General features: G+C 66.1%; 16 protein-coding genes. 8 read left to right on the forward strand and 8 right to left on the reverse strand.

What is annotated here, in order from left to right:
- The 5 genes from J3S28_RS00005 to J3S28_RS00025 form a co-directional block, all read right to left on the reverse strand.
- Window positions 1–464: DUF222 domain-containing protein (locus J3S28_RS00005; RefSeq protein ID WP_207835341.1), on the reverse strand; the 464-nt coding region annotated here is incomplete at its 3' end.
- A 51-nt stretch (window positions 465–515) separates the two neighbouring features.
- A complete protein-coding gene (locus J3S28_RS00010) occupies window positions 516–1,286 on the reverse strand; it encodes an SDR family oxidoreductase (protein WP_207835343.1) in 771 nt (256 codons plus the stop codon).
- Window positions 1,287–1,372: 86 nt separating this feature from the next.
- On the reverse strand, window positions 1,373–1,528 hold the full coding sequence (locus tag J3S28_RS00015) for a hypothetical protein (protein WP_207835345.1): 156 nt from the start codon (window positions 1,526–1,528) through the stop codon (window positions 1,373–1,375).
- 24 nt (window positions 1,529–1,552) lie between these two features.
- Window positions 1,553–2,053 (reverse strand): STAS domain-containing protein, encoded by a 501-nt coding sequence (locus tag J3S28_RS00020; protein WP_207835348.1) that lies wholly within the window; start codon window positions 2,051–2,053, stop codon window positions 1,553–1,555.
- Between the two features lie 146 nt (window positions 2,054–2,199).
- Entirely contained in the window at window positions 2,200–2,931 is a 732-nt protein-coding gene (locus J3S28_RS00025) for an ANTAR domain-containing protein (RefSeq protein WP_207835350.1), read from the reverse strand.
- Between the two features lie 344 nt (window positions 2,932–3,275).
- Here J3S28_RS00025 and J3S28_RS00030 point away from each other — a divergent pair, with 344 nt between their 5' ends.
- A complete protein-coding gene (locus J3S28_RS00030; protein ID WP_207835352.1) occupies window positions 3,276–4,040 on the forward strand; it encodes a GAF and ANTAR domain-containing protein in 765 nt (254 codons plus the stop codon).
- Between the two features lie 170 nt (window positions 4,041–4,210).
- Entirely contained in the window at window positions 4,211–4,834 is a 624-nt protein-coding gene (locus J3S28_RS00035) for an ANTAR domain-containing protein (protein ID WP_207835354.1), read from the forward strand.
- 4 nt (window positions 4,835–4,838) lie between these two features.
- Here the strand turns inward: J3S28_RS00035 and J3S28_RS00040 are convergent, their stop codons facing one another.
- The 3 genes from J3S28_RS00040 to J3S28_RS00050 are packed head-to-tail and all read right to left on the reverse strand — an operon-like array spanning window position 4,839 to window position 7,632.
- Window positions 4,839–5,465 carry a histidine phosphatase family protein gene (locus tag J3S28_RS00040; RefSeq protein ID WP_207835357.1) on the reverse strand — a complete coding sequence of 209 codons (627 nt, stop codon included), beginning with the start codon at window positions 5,463–5,465 and terminating at the stop codon, window positions 4,839–4,841.
- Window positions 5,462–6,061: a histidine phosphatase family protein gene (locus J3S28_RS00045; RefSeq protein ID WP_207835359.1), complete on the reverse strand. Its 600-nt coding sequence runs from the start codon at window positions 6,059–6,061 to the stop codon at window positions 5,462–5,464. Before J3S28_RS00045 ends, J3S28_RS00040 begins: the two co-directional genes overlap by 4 nt.
- A gap of 26 nt (window positions 6,062–6,087) precedes the next feature.
- Window positions 6,088–7,632, reverse strand: coding sequence for an AMP-binding protein (locus tag J3S28_RS00050; protein ID WP_207835361.1), 1,545 nt, complete (start codon window positions 7,630–7,632; stop codon window positions 6,088–6,090).
- Window positions 7,633–7,847: 215 nt separating this feature from the next.
- Between J3S28_RS00050 and J3S28_RS00055 the strand changes: the two genes are divergently transcribed.
- Genes J3S28_RS00055 through J3S28_RS00080 form a run of 6 tightly spaced genes read left to right on the forward strand, consistent with a single transcriptional unit; the run spans window position 7,848 to window position 14,150 of the window.
- A complete protein-coding gene (locus J3S28_RS00055; RefSeq protein WP_307796692.1) occupies window positions 7,848–8,876 on the forward strand; it encodes a thiamine pyrophosphate-dependent dehydrogenase E1 component subunit alpha in 1,029 nt (342 codons plus the stop codon).
- 21 nt (window positions 8,877–8,897) lie between these two features.
- A complete protein-coding gene (locus J3S28_RS00060) occupies window positions 8,898–9,923 on the forward strand; it encodes an alpha-ketoacid dehydrogenase subunit beta (protein WP_207835363.1) in 1,026 nt (341 codons plus the stop codon).
- A 2-nt stretch (window positions 9,924–9,925) separates the two neighbouring features.
- Window positions 9,926–11,326, forward strand: a complete 1,401-nt coding sequence (locus J3S28_RS00065; protein ID WP_207835365.1) for a dihydrolipoamide acetyltransferase family protein — start codon at window positions 9,926–9,928, stop codon at window positions 11,324–11,326.
- A gap of 7 nt (window positions 11,327–11,333) precedes the next feature.
- Window positions 11,334–11,735 (forward strand): Zn-ribbon domain-containing OB-fold protein, encoded by a 402-nt coding sequence (locus tag J3S28_RS00070; RefSeq protein ID WP_207835386.1) that lies wholly within the window; start codon window positions 11,334–11,336, stop codon window positions 11,733–11,735.
- A complete protein-coding gene (locus J3S28_RS00075; protein ID WP_207835389.1) occupies window positions 11,732–12,883 on the forward strand; it encodes a thiolase family protein in 1,152 nt (383 codons plus the stop codon). Before J3S28_RS00070 ends, J3S28_RS00075 begins: the two co-directional genes overlap by 4 nt.
- A 16-nt stretch (window positions 12,884–12,899) precedes the next feature.
- Window positions 12,900–14,150 carry an acyl-CoA dehydrogenase family protein gene (locus J3S28_RS00080; RefSeq protein ID WP_207835399.1) on the forward strand — a complete coding sequence of 417 codons (1,251 nt, stop codon included), beginning with the start codon at window positions 12,900–12,902 and terminating at the stop codon, window positions 14,148–14,150.
- Window positions 14,151–14,153: the final 3 nt, after the last annotated feature.

Consider the following 14,153-nt stretch of genomic DNA (forward strand, 5'->3'; position numbering starts at 1 on the left):
GACCACGATCCTCGGCGGCGTAGTTGCTGAGCGATGTCGCGGTCGATGTCGGCCATGTGCTCGGAGCCTTCGATCAGATCGGTGCGGGAGACGATCTGGGCGATGTGGTGGGCGGCGACCTGTCCTTGCTTCAGCAGCTGCTTGACGTGGGGGAGTCGGTCGCGCAGTGCCAGGGCTCGGGTCAGGTAGTGCTCGGCCCCTTGCTGGGTGATCTGCTGTGCGGCGGCCAGTTGCGCGGCGCAGACCGCGAACGGGTCGACCGCCCGCAGCGTCGCCGGGGTGTCGTCGAGGGGTGCCACGACCATTCGGTGCAGGTGAGCTGCGCTGTCGTATCGGACCCATTCGAAGTAGCTTTGCGCGGCGACCGACTGCTCGCAGTTACGGAGCAATTCATTAGGCCGCAACCAATTGGCGGGGCCGATACCGGCCACCCGCTGCACTTCGACATCCCCACCCTCGAACATATGAGCGACTATGCCAGAGGGGTACGACAAGGCCGAGGACAGTGCGCAGGCCTACTGCTCGGGGGATCGGTTGACTCGCTGCGTCACCACTGGTGCCAGTGAGGGGGCGTGGTTGGTCCAGGTGGGTGGGGCAGGGTCGCCGGACCGGGTTTGCGGTGGCGGATGGACGGCGTCGGTGTCATCGATGATGGGAGCGATCAGGTCGGGGTAGGTGAGCCGGTCGGGTCCGCCTAGTTCGTAGATGTCGTTGATCGGTTCCCCGGTGCCGGCAGCAATGAGCGCCGCGAGAACGTCTCCTTCCGTCAACGGTTGTGAGCGGGTGTCCATCCATCGCGGTGTGGGCCGGATGGGTAGGTGGTCGATGAGGTGCTGTGCGAGCCCGGTGGGTGTCGTAGGTGTGGCCGACAGTGGTGGTGGTGAGTGCATGATTCGAGTGGGTGTGCGTGCGGCAAGGAGGATCCGCTGCACCTCTGGGCTTGAGATACCGCCGTGGCCTGTGTCGTCAGCGACGCCGGCGGGTACATAGATGAGTTGCCGAAGACCTGCGTGGTCGCATGCCGCTCCTAAGGCGCGTGCGGTGCGGTCATCGTCGACGAGAGGGTCAACCAGGTAGTAGGCCAGATCTGTCCCATCGACCGCGTCGGCAATGCTGGTGGGGTCGGCGGGATCGAAACGCCGGGTCTGTAGCGCGTTGGGCTGGCCGAGCGCGGAAGGTGTTGCTGCAGTGGGTACTCCGGCGACAATCTCGTGGCCCGATCGCAGCAGTGCAGTGATGAGGCGGGTCCCGAGAAGGGTGTTCGCGGTGGCAACGAATGCGCGCATCAGTGGACTCTCTGTACTTGTGGAGCGCTGGTGGTCCAGGGATCTGCCCGTCCACGGTGCGCTGCCGTCAGTGACGGGCTTGGAGATCAGGTCAGCAGCGCATAGGTGAGGAAACCCGCTGCGACGACCAGGACGGCGAGGGTGCGGACGGTGGTGATCGTGAGGGTGCGCGGTGTGTGTTGGGCCAGGGCGTTGTGCCCGTCCACCCCGAAAGGCGAATGCCGCTGGTGCGGTGAAGACATGATGGATCTTTCGATGGCGTGTGGTTATCGCCCGGTGAGGGCCACGACTGCGCTGCGCAGGGTGGCGTGCACATTCAAGGTGTCGGTCAGGCCGGCCAGCGCAAGAATGCGGGTGGCGGCGCGGCTGGCAACGATGGCAACCTGGCCGGTGGGCGAGATGGCGTCGTGCGCATGCAGCAACGCTGCCATCCCTGCACATGACAGAAAACTCACGGCAGTGAGATCGATGATGACCCGCATCGCTGTGGGGTCGAGCATGGCCAGTTCACGCGACAGCACGGGAACGGTCTGCATGTCGATGTCGCCGGCGGCGGTGATGACGGTCAGTCCGTCGTGTACCGCTGTGCCGATCGTGAATTGCGCAGTGGCCGTCGACAAGACAATCCGGTCAGAACGTCGGAACCACGCTGCGGCTGCAGAGATTTCACGGCGACGCTGTGCGGTGCTGTCGGTGAGGCGGGTCAGCGTGTCACCCGAGTCAATCGGACCGCGTGTGTGCGGCGAGGGAGCGTGCTCGATGGTCATGGTGGGTACTCCGAAGAGTTGATCGCACCAGATGCCTGAACGGAACCCGTGCAGACGGGCTATAGGTTCGAACCCTGCATATCACCTTACCCCCGGCGCCATCGTCGTGCTGGACAACGACCGCTTCTCTCCGTAATGCGTGTACATCATGGCGCCTGACCGGGTACATCGTGGATGTGGCCGGACCTGATGGGGTGGTCGATCTCGATGAGCTTGCTGGCGGCGTCATACACCCGGATGTTGGTGTCTTGAGAGAGTTTTCGCAGGAGGGCAAAAGCGTGTTCGGCGTCGAGATCGAAGCGTTCCATGAGCATGCCTTTGGCTTGGCCGATGATGTCGCGGTGGGCCAGAGCGCATCGGAACTGTTCTGCGCGTTGCATCGCTTTGCACACCATCGCGGCTTGAGCGGCAAGGACGGCGCCAAGATCCAGGGTGTCGGCGTCGAAAGCATCGGCGGAATCGGCGTAGAGAGACAAGGCGGCGACGCTGTCGCGGGTGGTGAACAACCCGAAGGCGGCAATCGAACGGATCGGGGTCTGCGCAGCGGCGTCAGCGCGAAACACGGGCCACCTCGAGTCACTGTACAGGTCGGGAATGTAAAAGGTGTCGAGGTGGCCGGCGATGACGAAAGCGGGCCCTTCGCACTGTTTTTGAGCGATTGCGTCCAGAGTCCGGGGGTGCTCGTGGGTAGCTGCGGGGGTGGCAGTGTGTTCGCGGCGTTCGACGATGGTCACAGCGGCGTAGTCGGCCGCGGCGATGATCGGTGTGGATCGGGCCAGCAGCTGATCGAGTGCCGTAGCTGATGTATCGGGCGGTGCTGTGCTGATATCTCGCGCCACGGCAGCGATCTGCGCGCAACTGCTGGTGTGTCTGCTCATTGCTCGAGCCCTTCGCATCGGGGACAGAGAACAACCCAGGGCGGGTGAAACGGATGGCGATGGCCTTGTGCCCGCGGACCGCGCGGGGCCACTGCAATGGCCACAGGGGTGCGCAGGCCCACCGAGTTGTCGGGCGTCGCATATGCGGTGTCTGAGGCGTTCCCACAGACGGGCTCGTTGTTCAAACCCTGAGACTGACGGTACTCCAGGACGCCTGCAGTCGGGGCGCTTCGACCGGAGCCCTGGCAGGGGATCGGACACCTCGGCGAGGTGCTGCGCTTACACTGGTCGTGCGTTGCCGTTCTCCCCATGCGCCGCCGCGGACCAGAACAAGGGTGTCACCAATGGCTGATCACGAATCGGATTTCTCGCAGACACCCGATGATGAAGAAGACTTGAACAGTGCGCTTGCCGGGTTGTCGCAGCTGGCCACGGGATCGCTGTCTCTGGCTGATGCTCTCACTGCGGTAGCCGATTTCGCGGTCAAGGCCATTCCTGGCGCCGACGGCGCCGGAGTCACACTCTTGCATGAGGATCGGCCCGATACCGTCGTGGCCAGCGCGCCGTTTGTCCGAGAGATAGATGATATCCAGTACAGCATCGGTCAGGGCCCGTGCATTTCCGCGGCCGCCAACGGCTCCACCGTCCGCTCAGGTTCGCTGGGCGGCGAGGCGCGGTGGCCTGCGTTCGGGCCTCGGGTGGGACGCCTTGGCGTCCACAGCGTGCTCTCGCTGCCGTTGATCACCGGTGAGGAGGTCATCGGCGCGATGAACGTGTACGCGCACGCCAAAGACGCCTTTGACGAACGAGCAGCGGAACTCGGTGAACTGTTCGCCGTGCCGGCCGCAGTCTCGGTGCAAAATGCCCGCGCTCTGGCCACGGCGGTCCTGCTGTCGCAACGCCTGGAGAAGGCACTGACCAACCGCGCCGCCATCGACCAGGCCATCGGAATTCTGATCAGCCGCAGCGGATACACCCCGGCGCAGGCCTTCAACGCACTGCGCACCATCAGCCAGCAGGAAAACCGCAAACTCAACGACATCGCCCGCTCGATCGTTGACGACGCAGGCAAACGGGCCCGCGCCCGCCACCCCCACACCCCGCAGTGATGGGCAGCGAGGCAATTCTTCACCAGCTCCTGTGGGCGTAGGGTGAGGGTTGCGATGCGCACCGGCCATGGGACCCGACCCACGCGCCGGCATCGCACTTCCGCACGCGCAGTCTGACGCGTTCGGACACGGGCACGATGATGGGTTGCTCGGGTCACCCGGAGTACCCCGTGGATTCACCATCAGACGATCACCGCGCGCCGGCCAACCTGTATGCGGCGCTGCGCGCGTTGACCACAGCGCTCGACGAACCTGCCACCGATCTCGACGAGCACCTGAGCACCGTCCACGAACACCTCACCGGGGCGGTGCCCTCACTGCTCTCGGCGTCTCTGACCGTGATCGTGGACGGCTTCGACTTCAGCCTCACCGCGCCCCCGCGCGCCGACACCTCGGCACTCGCCGGATCATCGCTGCTCATCCCCCTCGCCGGCACCACGCTCGACCCGACGACCACAGCTCATCTGCTGCTCCGTGCGTCCACACCCGGCTCGCTGGTCGACTTTGCCGCCGACAGTGCGCATCTGCTCGGGATCGACCTCGCCGCACTCGACGTCGACAACCACCTCCACGGTGCACCCCCGGACCCGGAGTCGTCGTTGGACGAGCGTGCGGTCATCGACTACGCCGTCGGAATCCTGTACGAGAGCAACGCATTAGGATCGATCGCTGCTGCCCGAGCCGTCCTGCACCAGCTGGCCGACCGCGACCAGGTGACGATGTACACCGCCGCAGCCCGCATCGTCGCCGACGTCAATGCACAGCCACCCGGGCCGGCGGCCGACACCAGGTGATCTGTCAGCGCAAATGTGCTGTTTCGTTGACCGATTCGATGACGAACCGGCCTGAGCGCATGACGGCGATCCGGCTCATCGACGTGTAACCGGGGTTGAAGAAGAACGGCGACGGCGCGTGCAGGATGTCGGTGAGCAGGGTGTTGATGGCGCCACCGTGGGATGCGACGACCGTCAGTTGCCCGGGTGCCCGCCCCACGGCCTCGAGCACAGCAGCGCGCATCCGTGCCGCGAGCTCGACCTTGTCGTAGTCCGGGATGAAGTCGTCGAATCGTGCTTCGGCGAAGGCCTTTCCGCGCGGTGTCTCGGCGATGGCCTCCGGTGTGGAATAGGTGGTCCGGTCGCTGTCCCACTCGCGCAGCCGTTCGTCGACGACGACGTCGAGGCCATGCGGCTCGGCCGCGAACAGCGCGGTTTGGTGGGCGCGGGTGTAGTGGCTGGAGACAACCTGCGCCACCGGCTCGGTACGCAGCCAGTCGCCCAGTCGCTTGGCCTGGCCGATGCCCTCGTCTCCGAGTCCCGGATCAGCCACGCCGAGATCGCCGGGGAGTCCGTGTCTGACCAGGATCACCCTACTGGCGTTCGCCAGGGTGTCGGCGACGCCTGCAGCTGCGTCGACCACCTGTGTCATGCCGCCACCGTGCCGCGCAGGTGCGCGGTGTCGTTGATCGAATCGACGATCACCACCCCGGAATCAAGCTTCTGCACCCGGGCTACCGAGGTGTATGCGGGGTTGTGCCAGAACGTCTTCGGCATCTCCAGCACATCGGCGACGGCTGCGTTGATGATGCCGCCGTGGGCCACGGCGACCACTCGACCGGATTCGTACCGGTCGAAGATCTGATCCAGGGCCGAACGTGCGCGGGCCCGGAACTTCGGAAGGTTCAGGTCGGGGACGTACTCCTCGAATCGGCCGTCGCGCACCGCCGTCAGCCGGGCGTCGTCGGGCGCCATGTCCTCGAGGGCCATGTAGTCCTCGGGGCTGATGTCGTCATCCCATTCACGGAGGTCTTCGAGGACGAGGTCGACGCCGCGACCCATGCCCTCTGCGAGGGTCTCGGCAGTCTGGAGCGCGCGGGCCAGGGGGCTCGCGACGATCGCGTCGATCTGCTCGTGCCGCAGCCAGGTGGCGAGCTTGCGGGCATCGGCGATCCCCTCGGGCGCCAGGACAGGGTTACGCACCCGCGAGACGGGCTGGCCGTGCCGAACGAACAAAACCTCGATCATGAGTGCCTTCCAGTGGTTTCGCCGACCTAGCCGGCGATGGTGCGATCGCTGCTCCAATAGGGAGCACGCAATGCCTTCTTGTCGAGTTTGCCCATCACGTTACGGGCGAGTTCGTCGACGACGACGTACTTCTTGGGGCACTTGTACGACGCCATCGATTCCTTGGCGAACGCCTTCAATTCCCCGATGTCGAGGTTCGAGCCGGGCTCGGCGACGACAAGCGCGAGTAGGGACTCGCCGAGGTCCTCGTCGGGTACCCCGATCACCGCCACCTCGGAGACCGCGGGGTGGGTCAGCAGGACTCGCTCGCTCTCGGCCGGATACAGATTGACGCCGCCCGAGACCACCATGTCGGCAACTCGATCAGTGATGAAGACGTAGCCGTCCTCGTCGACATAGCCGACGTCGCCGAGGGTCGCGACACCGGGGAGGATGTATGCGGCAGCAGTCTTTTCGGGATCGGCGTGGTAGACGACGCTGCGCTCGGGCGGGGTGCGGAATCCGAGGATCCCCACTTCACCGCGGCCGAGTTCGGACCCGTCGGAGCCGACGACCACGGCCTCGAAAGGCGCAGTGGCGCGCCCGACGGAACGTGGATGCGCGAGCCACTCGACTGAATCGATGCGGCAGACCGAACCGATCTCGCTGCCGCCATAGGACTCGACCAGGATCGGTCCGAACCAGTCGATCATCGCGCGCTTGACGTCCGCCGGGCAGGCCGACCCCGTGTGGGCAACCCATTCGAGGCTCGTCACGTCGTAGGCGGCGCGGGTCTCCGCGGGCAATGCCAGCAAACGCTGGAAGTGGGTCGGGACCATCAGAGTGGAGGTGACCCGATGGGTTTCGATCAGCGACAACGCGCGTTCGGCGTCGAACCGGCCCATGACGACCACCGGGCGACCCGACAGCAGGTGCCGGATCGCGGTGAGCGGGCCGTTGTGCTGTAGGGGCCCGACCACCAGGTGCACGCCCGCCGGGTAACCCGACCGAGCGGCCACCGCATCGGCGTACTCCTGGGCGGTGTCGACGGGAGCCGGTAACCAACGCACCTGCGTGCCGCGGGCTCGACCGGTGGTGCCGGAGGTGTAGACGAGCGGGGGACGGGCCGGCCGGTCGGCGGGGCCGGTGGACACTGCGCCCTCGGCCGGGGTGACGACCTCCCGCCATGGCACGGTCTCCTCGCTCACCTGCGCGTTGTGGACGATCACGGCTCGCAGGCCGGTCTTCTGGGCGGCTGCCACAGAGGACGCGAGGCCCAGCGGGCCCGTGACCACCGCAACCGCTCCGGAATCGAGCAGCTGATCGGCCATCTCGTCGGGCTTGAGCTGCCGGGACACCGCGACCGTCCCGACACCGCGACCGATCGCTGCGGCATGGGTGAGCAGTGTTTCGATGGTGTTCTCACCGATCACCGCGACGCGTTCGTCGGGATCGGGGGCCAGTGCGATGAGGTGTTCGCCGAGCGCATCGAGAGCGTCCGCGGCCTCGGCCCACGTCAGCGAGCTGTTGTCGTCGATCAGTGCAACCCCGCTGGGGTCGGACACCGCCCGATCTCTGATTCGGTCGAGCATCGACTTTCTCCTTCAAACGGTCCACGTCCGGGCCTATCGTGCGATTTACTGGACACCAAGTCAAGTAAGAAGCAGTCTGACCTCAGACCTTAGTAACTTTATAGTGATTCTACTTACATTGGGCTACAGTTGTGGTCCATACTGTAGAAGACGTAAACAAAGTCAGCCCGAACTTCGTCGCTGCACTGTTGGAAACCAGAGAAGAGGTGCTCGTGGTGACTTCGACCGCGACAGACGCAACCCGTGAGGCCATCGAGCCCGTCGGATCGAACGACCCGACCCCGAGCCGCGAAGTGGTCTTGGACCTTCATCGCCGCATGGTGCGGATCCGACAGTTCGAGACCGAGGCCGGCCGCCTCATGGAAGGCGGCAAACTGCCGGGCTTCCTTCACCTGTACGTCGGCCAGGAGGCCGTGGCCGCGGGTGCGATGAGCAACCTGCGCGACACCGATCAGATCTCCTCGACCCACCGCGGACACGGCCATGCCGTGGCCAAGGGCGCCCAGTTCCGGCAGATGTTCGCCGAGCTGTTCGGCCGCGTCGACGGATACTGCAAGGGTCGCGGTGGCTCCATGCACATCAACGACCTCTCGATTGGCATGCTCGGCGCGAACGGCATTGTGGGCGGCGGTATCCCGATCGCCGTCGGTGCTGCGTTCGCGGCCAAGTACCGCGGCGAGGACACCGTCGCTATCCCCTTCTTCGGTGACGGCGCCAGCAACATCGGCGCTTTCCACGAGGCCGCCAACATGGCAGGCATCCTCAATCTTCCGGTCGTATTCGTCTGCGAGAACAACGGATACGCCGAGTTCACCGCACTGCGCGATCACATGAAACTCGAGAATGTCGCCGATCGTGCGCCTGCGTACGGCTTCCCGAGCGAGATCTGCGACGGCATGGACGCGATCGCGGTGCGTGCTGCGGTGGGCCGGGCCGTCGAGCGCGCCCGGAACGGTGGCGGCCCGACCCTGGTCGAGGCCAAGACCTACCGCTACTACGACCACCAGGGTGTGAAGGGTCTGCGCAAGACCTACCGCACCCAGGAAGAGGTCGAGGCGTGGAAGGAGCGGGACGCCATCAAGTTACTCGAGGCGCGCGCCGTGTCCGAAGGCCTCGTGACCGAAGGTGAGTTCGCGAACATCTGGGCCGAGGTCGACGCCGACATCGCCGAATCCGTCGCCTTCGCGGAGAACAGCCCGTTCCCCGACCTGGCCGACTTCGCCCTCAACGTCTACAGCGACTGAACCTCCCGAAAGGCTGAATCAATGTCTACTGCAACTGAATTGACCGTGCCCGCGGAGGCCGCCACGGCCCGGGTCACCACCTACGTCAAGGCCTACAACGAGGCCGTCGCGCAGACGATGCGTGAGAACGACGACGTCTTCGTCATCGGGGAGGACGTCGCCGGCTACGGCGGCGTGTTCCACATGTACGACGGACTCCTCGACGAGTTCGGGCCCCGCCGGATGGTCGACACCCCGATCGCCGAGATGGGCCTGATCGGCCTCGGTGTCGGAGCTGCTGCGCGCGGCCTGCGCCCGGTCGTCGACATCATGTTCATGGATTTCCTGGCCGTCGCGCTCGATCAGGTGGTGAACCAGGCCGCCAAGATGAAGTTCATGTACGGCGGCGAGGTGAAGGTCCCGATGGTCATCGCCGTTGCGTACGGTGCCGGCGTCAGCGCGGGCGCCCAGCACTCGCAGAGCTTGGAGACCTGGCTGGCCCACACACCCGGCCTCAAGGTCGTCATGCCGTCGAACGCTCACGATGCCAAGGGTCTGATGGTCGCCGCCGTGCGCGACGACAACCCCGTCATCTTCATGCTGAACAAGGTGCTGCTCGGTGCCCGCGGTGAGGTGCCCGAAGAGGTCTACGAGATCCCGCTCGGACAGGCCGCGATTCCCCGCGAAGGCGACGACGTCACCATCGTGGCGTTCGGCCGCATGGTGGTCGAAGCGCTGAAGGCCGCCGACATCCTGGCCGAGTCCGGCGTATCGGTCGAGGTCGTCGACCCGCGCTCGGTCCAGCCGCTCGACACCGCCGCGATCGTGAAGTCCGCGTCCAAGACGAATCGCATCCTCGTGGTTCACGAGGCCGTGACCTTCGGCGGCATCGGTGCCGAGGTGGCTGCACAGATCCAGGAAGAGGCGTTCGACTACCTCGACGCCCCGGTCCTGCGCATCGGTGCCCCGTTCACGCCCGTGCCGTTCAGCACACCGCTCGAGAAGGCCTACGTGCCGGACGCCGATCGCATCGTCGCCGGAGCGCGCCGCCTGCTCGAAAGGAACTGATCGTGGCTCAGCAGATCGTGCTGCCGAAGTTGGGGCTGACGATGCAGGAGGGCGTCATCGGCGAATGGCTGGCCGCTTCCGGCCAGCACATCGGTATGGGCGACGTGCTCCTGCGACTCGAGACCGACAAGGTCGAGGTCGACGTGGAAGCCGAAGGTGAAGGAATCCTGGCACTCAACGCGAAAGCCGGCGATGTCCTGCCGGTCGGAGCGGTGATCGGCTGGTTGCTCGGTGAGGGTGAGCAGGCGCCGGACGGCGTCGCGGCCGCGGTCGCCGACGACGTGGTCGCTCCCGAGGCGGAAGAAGTCGCCGCACCCGCTGTTGCCGTGGTCGCCGGAGACGGTTCCCGCATCAAGTCGTCGCCGAACGCCCGTCGCGTGGCAGCGGCATCGAACGTCGATCTCGCGACCGTCCGTGGCACCGGACCCGGCGGCCGCATCGTCTCCGAAGACGTCGAAGAGTTCATCGCAGCAGCGCCGGCAGCGGAACCTGTTGCCGCGACAGCTCAGCCCGCCGGCGACTCCGCAGGCCAGTTCGTCGGACCACTGGTCCGGCGTCGGGCCGCAGAACTCGGCGTAGACCTGTCGCAACTCGTCGGCACCGGTATCGGTGGACGCATCACCAAGGCCGATGTCGAGGGTGCGGCCGGCTCGACGGCAGCTCCGGCAGCGGTTGCGCCGCCGAAGACGACACCTGTCGCCGGACCGCAGCCTGGCGAGGTCATCCCGTTGACCGGCATGCGGGGAGCTATCGCCCGCAACATGGTCGACAGCCTGCAGACCATGGCGCAGCTCACCCACGGCTACGAGGCGGACGTGACCGCGCTGGTCGCAGCACGTGCCCAGCTCAAGGCGGAGTCCGCCGACACCGGTGCGAAGGCGCCCAGTCTCAACGACTTCATCGTCAAGGCGGTCGCTGTTGCGCTGCAGCAGCATCCGCTGCTGAACGCCGGTATCGCCGACGACAAGATCACCCTCTTCGAAGAGATCAACCTCGGCGTCGCCGTGGCGGTCGAGGGTGGGCTCATCGTCCCGGTCGTCAAGGGTGCAGACGCACTCTCGGTCGGCGAGATCGCCGGCCGCACCGGTGCACTCGCGGCGGCCGCACGGACGGGCAAGCTGGCTCTCGCCGACATGGAAGGCGCGACGTTCTCGGTCAGCACCCTCGGTGCCTATGGTGTCGATTTCTTCACGCCGGTCATCAACCCGGGCAACGTGGCGATCCTCGGCGTCGGGCGCGTCAAGGACGGATTCCGTTGGGAAGGTGAGACTCCGGTGAAGACCCAGGTCCTGACCCTGAGCCTGACGTTCGACCACCGGGCTGTCGACGGCGCACCCGCCGCGGAGTTCCTGCGCACCCTCAGCGGCGTGCTGTCGCGACCACTGAGCCTGTTGGCCGGGTAGGTACGACATGGATGCGATCGCCATCGACGAAACCTTGTTCGCACAACTGGATCCGCCTCTGTTGTCCGGAAGTGGTTGTGCCGAATGCGGTGTGGTGGTCTTTCCGGCTGCGGACCGGTGTCCTGGTTGTGCCGGGGCCAACGTCGTCCGGCAGGCGCTGCCCGGTCGTGGCACGGTCTGGACCTGGACGCGGCAATCGTTCGCCCCGAAGCCACCATTCGAGGCACCTGCATCCGGATTCGAACCGTTTGTCGTCGGTTACGTCGACCTCGGCGCGGTGCTGGTCGAATCGAGAATTGTCGGCGAGGTCGTGATCGGCGACCAGGTCGAACTGTGTCTGCTCGCCGTCAGTGATGCCGAGTTCAGCTTTGCGTTCGAGAAGGTCGCGTCCGAAAGGGTTGCGTCGTGAGCAACGAGGACATCTACATCGTCGGAGCCGGCATGCACGCCTTCGGGCGGCATGACGGGGTCACCGGCATGGACATGGGTGAGCACGCGCTGCGCGCCGCGCTCGCAGATGCCGGTATCACCTGGGCCGAGGTCGACGCGGCGGTCGGTGGCAGCAATGTGTCCGGCAAACCGGACTCGCTGGTCTCACGGCTCGGCCTGACCGGTATCCCGTTCACCACGGTCAAGAACGGCTGTGCCACCGGCGGAGTCGCGCTGTCGACGGCCGCGGACATGCTCGCTGCGCGCCGCGCAGACGTGGTGGCGGTCGTGGGCTTCGACAAGCACCCGCGCGGGGCGTTCGGTTCCGACCCGGCGGCCTACGGACTCGGTCAGTGGTACGCGCGTACCGGGATGATGGTCACCACCCAGTACTTCGCGATGAAGACGCGTCGGTACTTCCACGAGCACGGACTCGACGAGCATGCCCTCGCGGCGGTCTCTGAACGCGCCTTTGCGAACGGTGCCGCGCATCCGAAGGCCTGGCGCCGAAAACCTCTGACCGCGCAGCAGGTCCTCGACTCCGCGCCTGTCAATGACCCGCTCACCCAGTACATGTTCTGCTCACCCGGAGAGGGCGGCGTCGGCCTGATCCTGGCCCGCGGAGACCGCGCGCATGATCTGTGCGACAAGCCGATTCGCCTTGCTGCCGTCGAGGTGCGGACCCGCCGTTTCGGGTCGTTCGAGGTTTTCTCACCCTGGCTCCACACCGAACCGGTGCACAGTCCGAGCATCGACGCCGCTGCAGCAGCTTTCGCGAGTGCGGGTGTGAGCCCGTCAGACGTCAAGGTCGCCCAGCTCCAGGACACCGACTCGGGATCCGAGATCATCCACATGGCCGAGACCGGGCTGTGCGCCCACGGCGACCAGGGCAAGCTCCTCGACAGCGGGGCAACCCGTTTCGACGGCGACCTGCCCATCAACACCGATGGCGGTTGCCTGGCCGGCGGTGAGCCGATCGGCGCCTCCGGTCTGCGACAGGTCCACGAAGTGGTCCGGCAACTGCAGGGCCGGGCCGAAGGCAACCAGGTACCGGGTGGCCCACGGGTCGGGTTCACCCACGTTTATGGCGCTCCCGGGCTCTCGGCGTGCACGGTGCTGACGGTCTGAGAATGAAAGGCATGTCGTGACTCGAACACTCGGTGTGGTTCCCGAATTGGCCACTTTTCAAGAAGAAGTGCGAACGTGGCTGGCCAGTATCCTGGCGCCTCGACCGGCTCCGTCGCCGGACGACCGGGCCGACCTCGCGGTCTTTCGGAACCTGTCGGATGACGACGAGCTGTCGTTGCTGAACGCGGTTCGTGACTATCGCAGGCAGCGCTTCGACGCCGGCTATGGTGCGGTGACGTTGTCGGTAGAACACGGCGGACGGGGGCTACCGGCCTCGTTCGCGTCCGCGATCGCCCAGGCCGAGCGCGACTTCGATGTGCCACCCTCTACCGAATTGATCAGCGTCACCACGGGTCTGGTCGGCCCCGCCGTCGCGATGTTCGGTTCCGATGACCAGCGCGCTGCCTACGCGAACCCGTTGCTGCGTACCGACCTGCTGGCCTGCCAGCTCTTCAGCGAGCCCGGAGCGGGATCCGATCTGGCGGCCCTCAGCTGCCGCGGCGTCCGTCAGGGCGACGAGTGGGTGTTCAACGGACAGAAGGTGTGGTCGTCGGGGGCTCGGTTCGCTGATCTCGGCATGTTGCTGGCCCGCACCGACCCGGATGTGCCCAAGCACAAGGGCATCACCGCGTTTCTGATCCCGCTCGACGCCGAGGGCGTCGAGATCAGACCCATCCGCCAGATGAGCGGGGGCGCATCGTTCAACGAGGTGTTCCTCCACGACGTGCGCGTCCCGGACAGCATGCGGCTCGGTGAGGTGGGACAGGGCTGGAAAGTCGCCGGTGCCACGTTGGCGTTCGAGCGGACCGCGTCCGGTTCGGTCACCCGGAAGAAGGGTGGCTCAGTCGCCGAACTGGTCGCGTTGGCGCAGTCCCTGGGCGTCGCCGACGATCCGCTGGTTCGTCAAGACCTCGCCGATGTCTACATCCGCTCCGAACTCCGTGCCGCCACCGCCGATCGCGTCGCCCGCGCTGCTGCGGCAGGGATCTCGCCAGGGCCCGCGGCGTCGGTCGGCAAACTGATGGCCTCCGACGTCTTGGGCAAGATCGGGGAGATCGCGGCAGATCTGCTGGGCAACAACATCACCGCCGCTGTCGACGCGGACCAGTTCGCCTGGACCGAACACCTGCTGGGCAGCCCCGGCTATCGACTGGCAGGTGGAACTGACCAGATCCAGCGCAACATCATCGGCGAGCGGGTGCTCGGCCTTCCGCCGGAGCCTCGCGAAGACCGCGATCAGCCGTGGTCGCAGCGCGACAAGCGCTGACCC

The organism is Williamsia soli (assembly GCF_017377795.1).
Lineage (GTDB): Bacteria > Actinomycetota > Actinomycetes > Mycobacteriales > Mycobacteriaceae > Williamsia > Williamsia soli.

Excerpts from the sequence above, each read along its gene's own strand:
- J3S28_RS00010 (WP_207835343.1), bottom strand. The coding sequence starts at position 1,286 with ATGCGCGCATTCGTTGCCACCGCGAACACCCTTCTCGGGACCCGCCTC.
- J3S28_RS00015 (WP_207835345.1), bottom strand. The coding sequence starts at position 1,528 with ATGTCTTCACCGCACCAGCGGCATTCGCCTTTCGGGGTGGACGGGCAC.
- J3S28_RS00020 (WP_207835348.1), bottom strand. The coding sequence starts at position 2,053 with ATGACCATCGAGCACGCTCCCTCGCCGCACACACGCGGTCCGATTGAC.
- J3S28_RS00025 (WP_207835350.1), bottom strand. The coding sequence starts at position 2,931 with ATGAGCAGACACACCAGCAGTTGCGCGCAGATCGCTGCCGTGGCGCGA.
- J3S28_RS00030 (WP_207835352.1), top strand. The coding sequence starts at position 3,276 with ATGGCTGATCACGAATCGGATTTCTCGCAGACACCCGATGATGAAGAA.
- J3S28_RS00040 (WP_207835357.1), bottom strand. The coding sequence starts at position 5,465 with ATGACACAGGTGGTCGACGCAGCTGCAGGCGTCGCCGACACCCTGGCG.
- J3S28_RS00045 (WP_207835359.1), bottom strand. The coding sequence starts at position 6,061 with ATGATCGAGGTTTTGTTCGTTCGGCACGGCCAGCCCGTCTCGCGGGTG.
- J3S28_RS00050 (WP_207835361.1), bottom strand. The coding sequence starts at position 7,632 with ATGCTCGACCGAATCAGAGATCGGGCGGTGTCCGACCCCAGCGGGGTT.
- J3S28_RS00060 (WP_207835363.1), top strand. The coding sequence starts at position 8,898 with ATGTCTACTGCAACTGAATTGACCGTGCCCGCGGAGGCCGCCACGGCC.
- J3S28_RS00070 (WP_207835386.1), top strand. The coding sequence starts at position 11,334 with ATGGATGCGATCGCCATCGACGAAACCTTGTTCGCACAACTGGATCCG.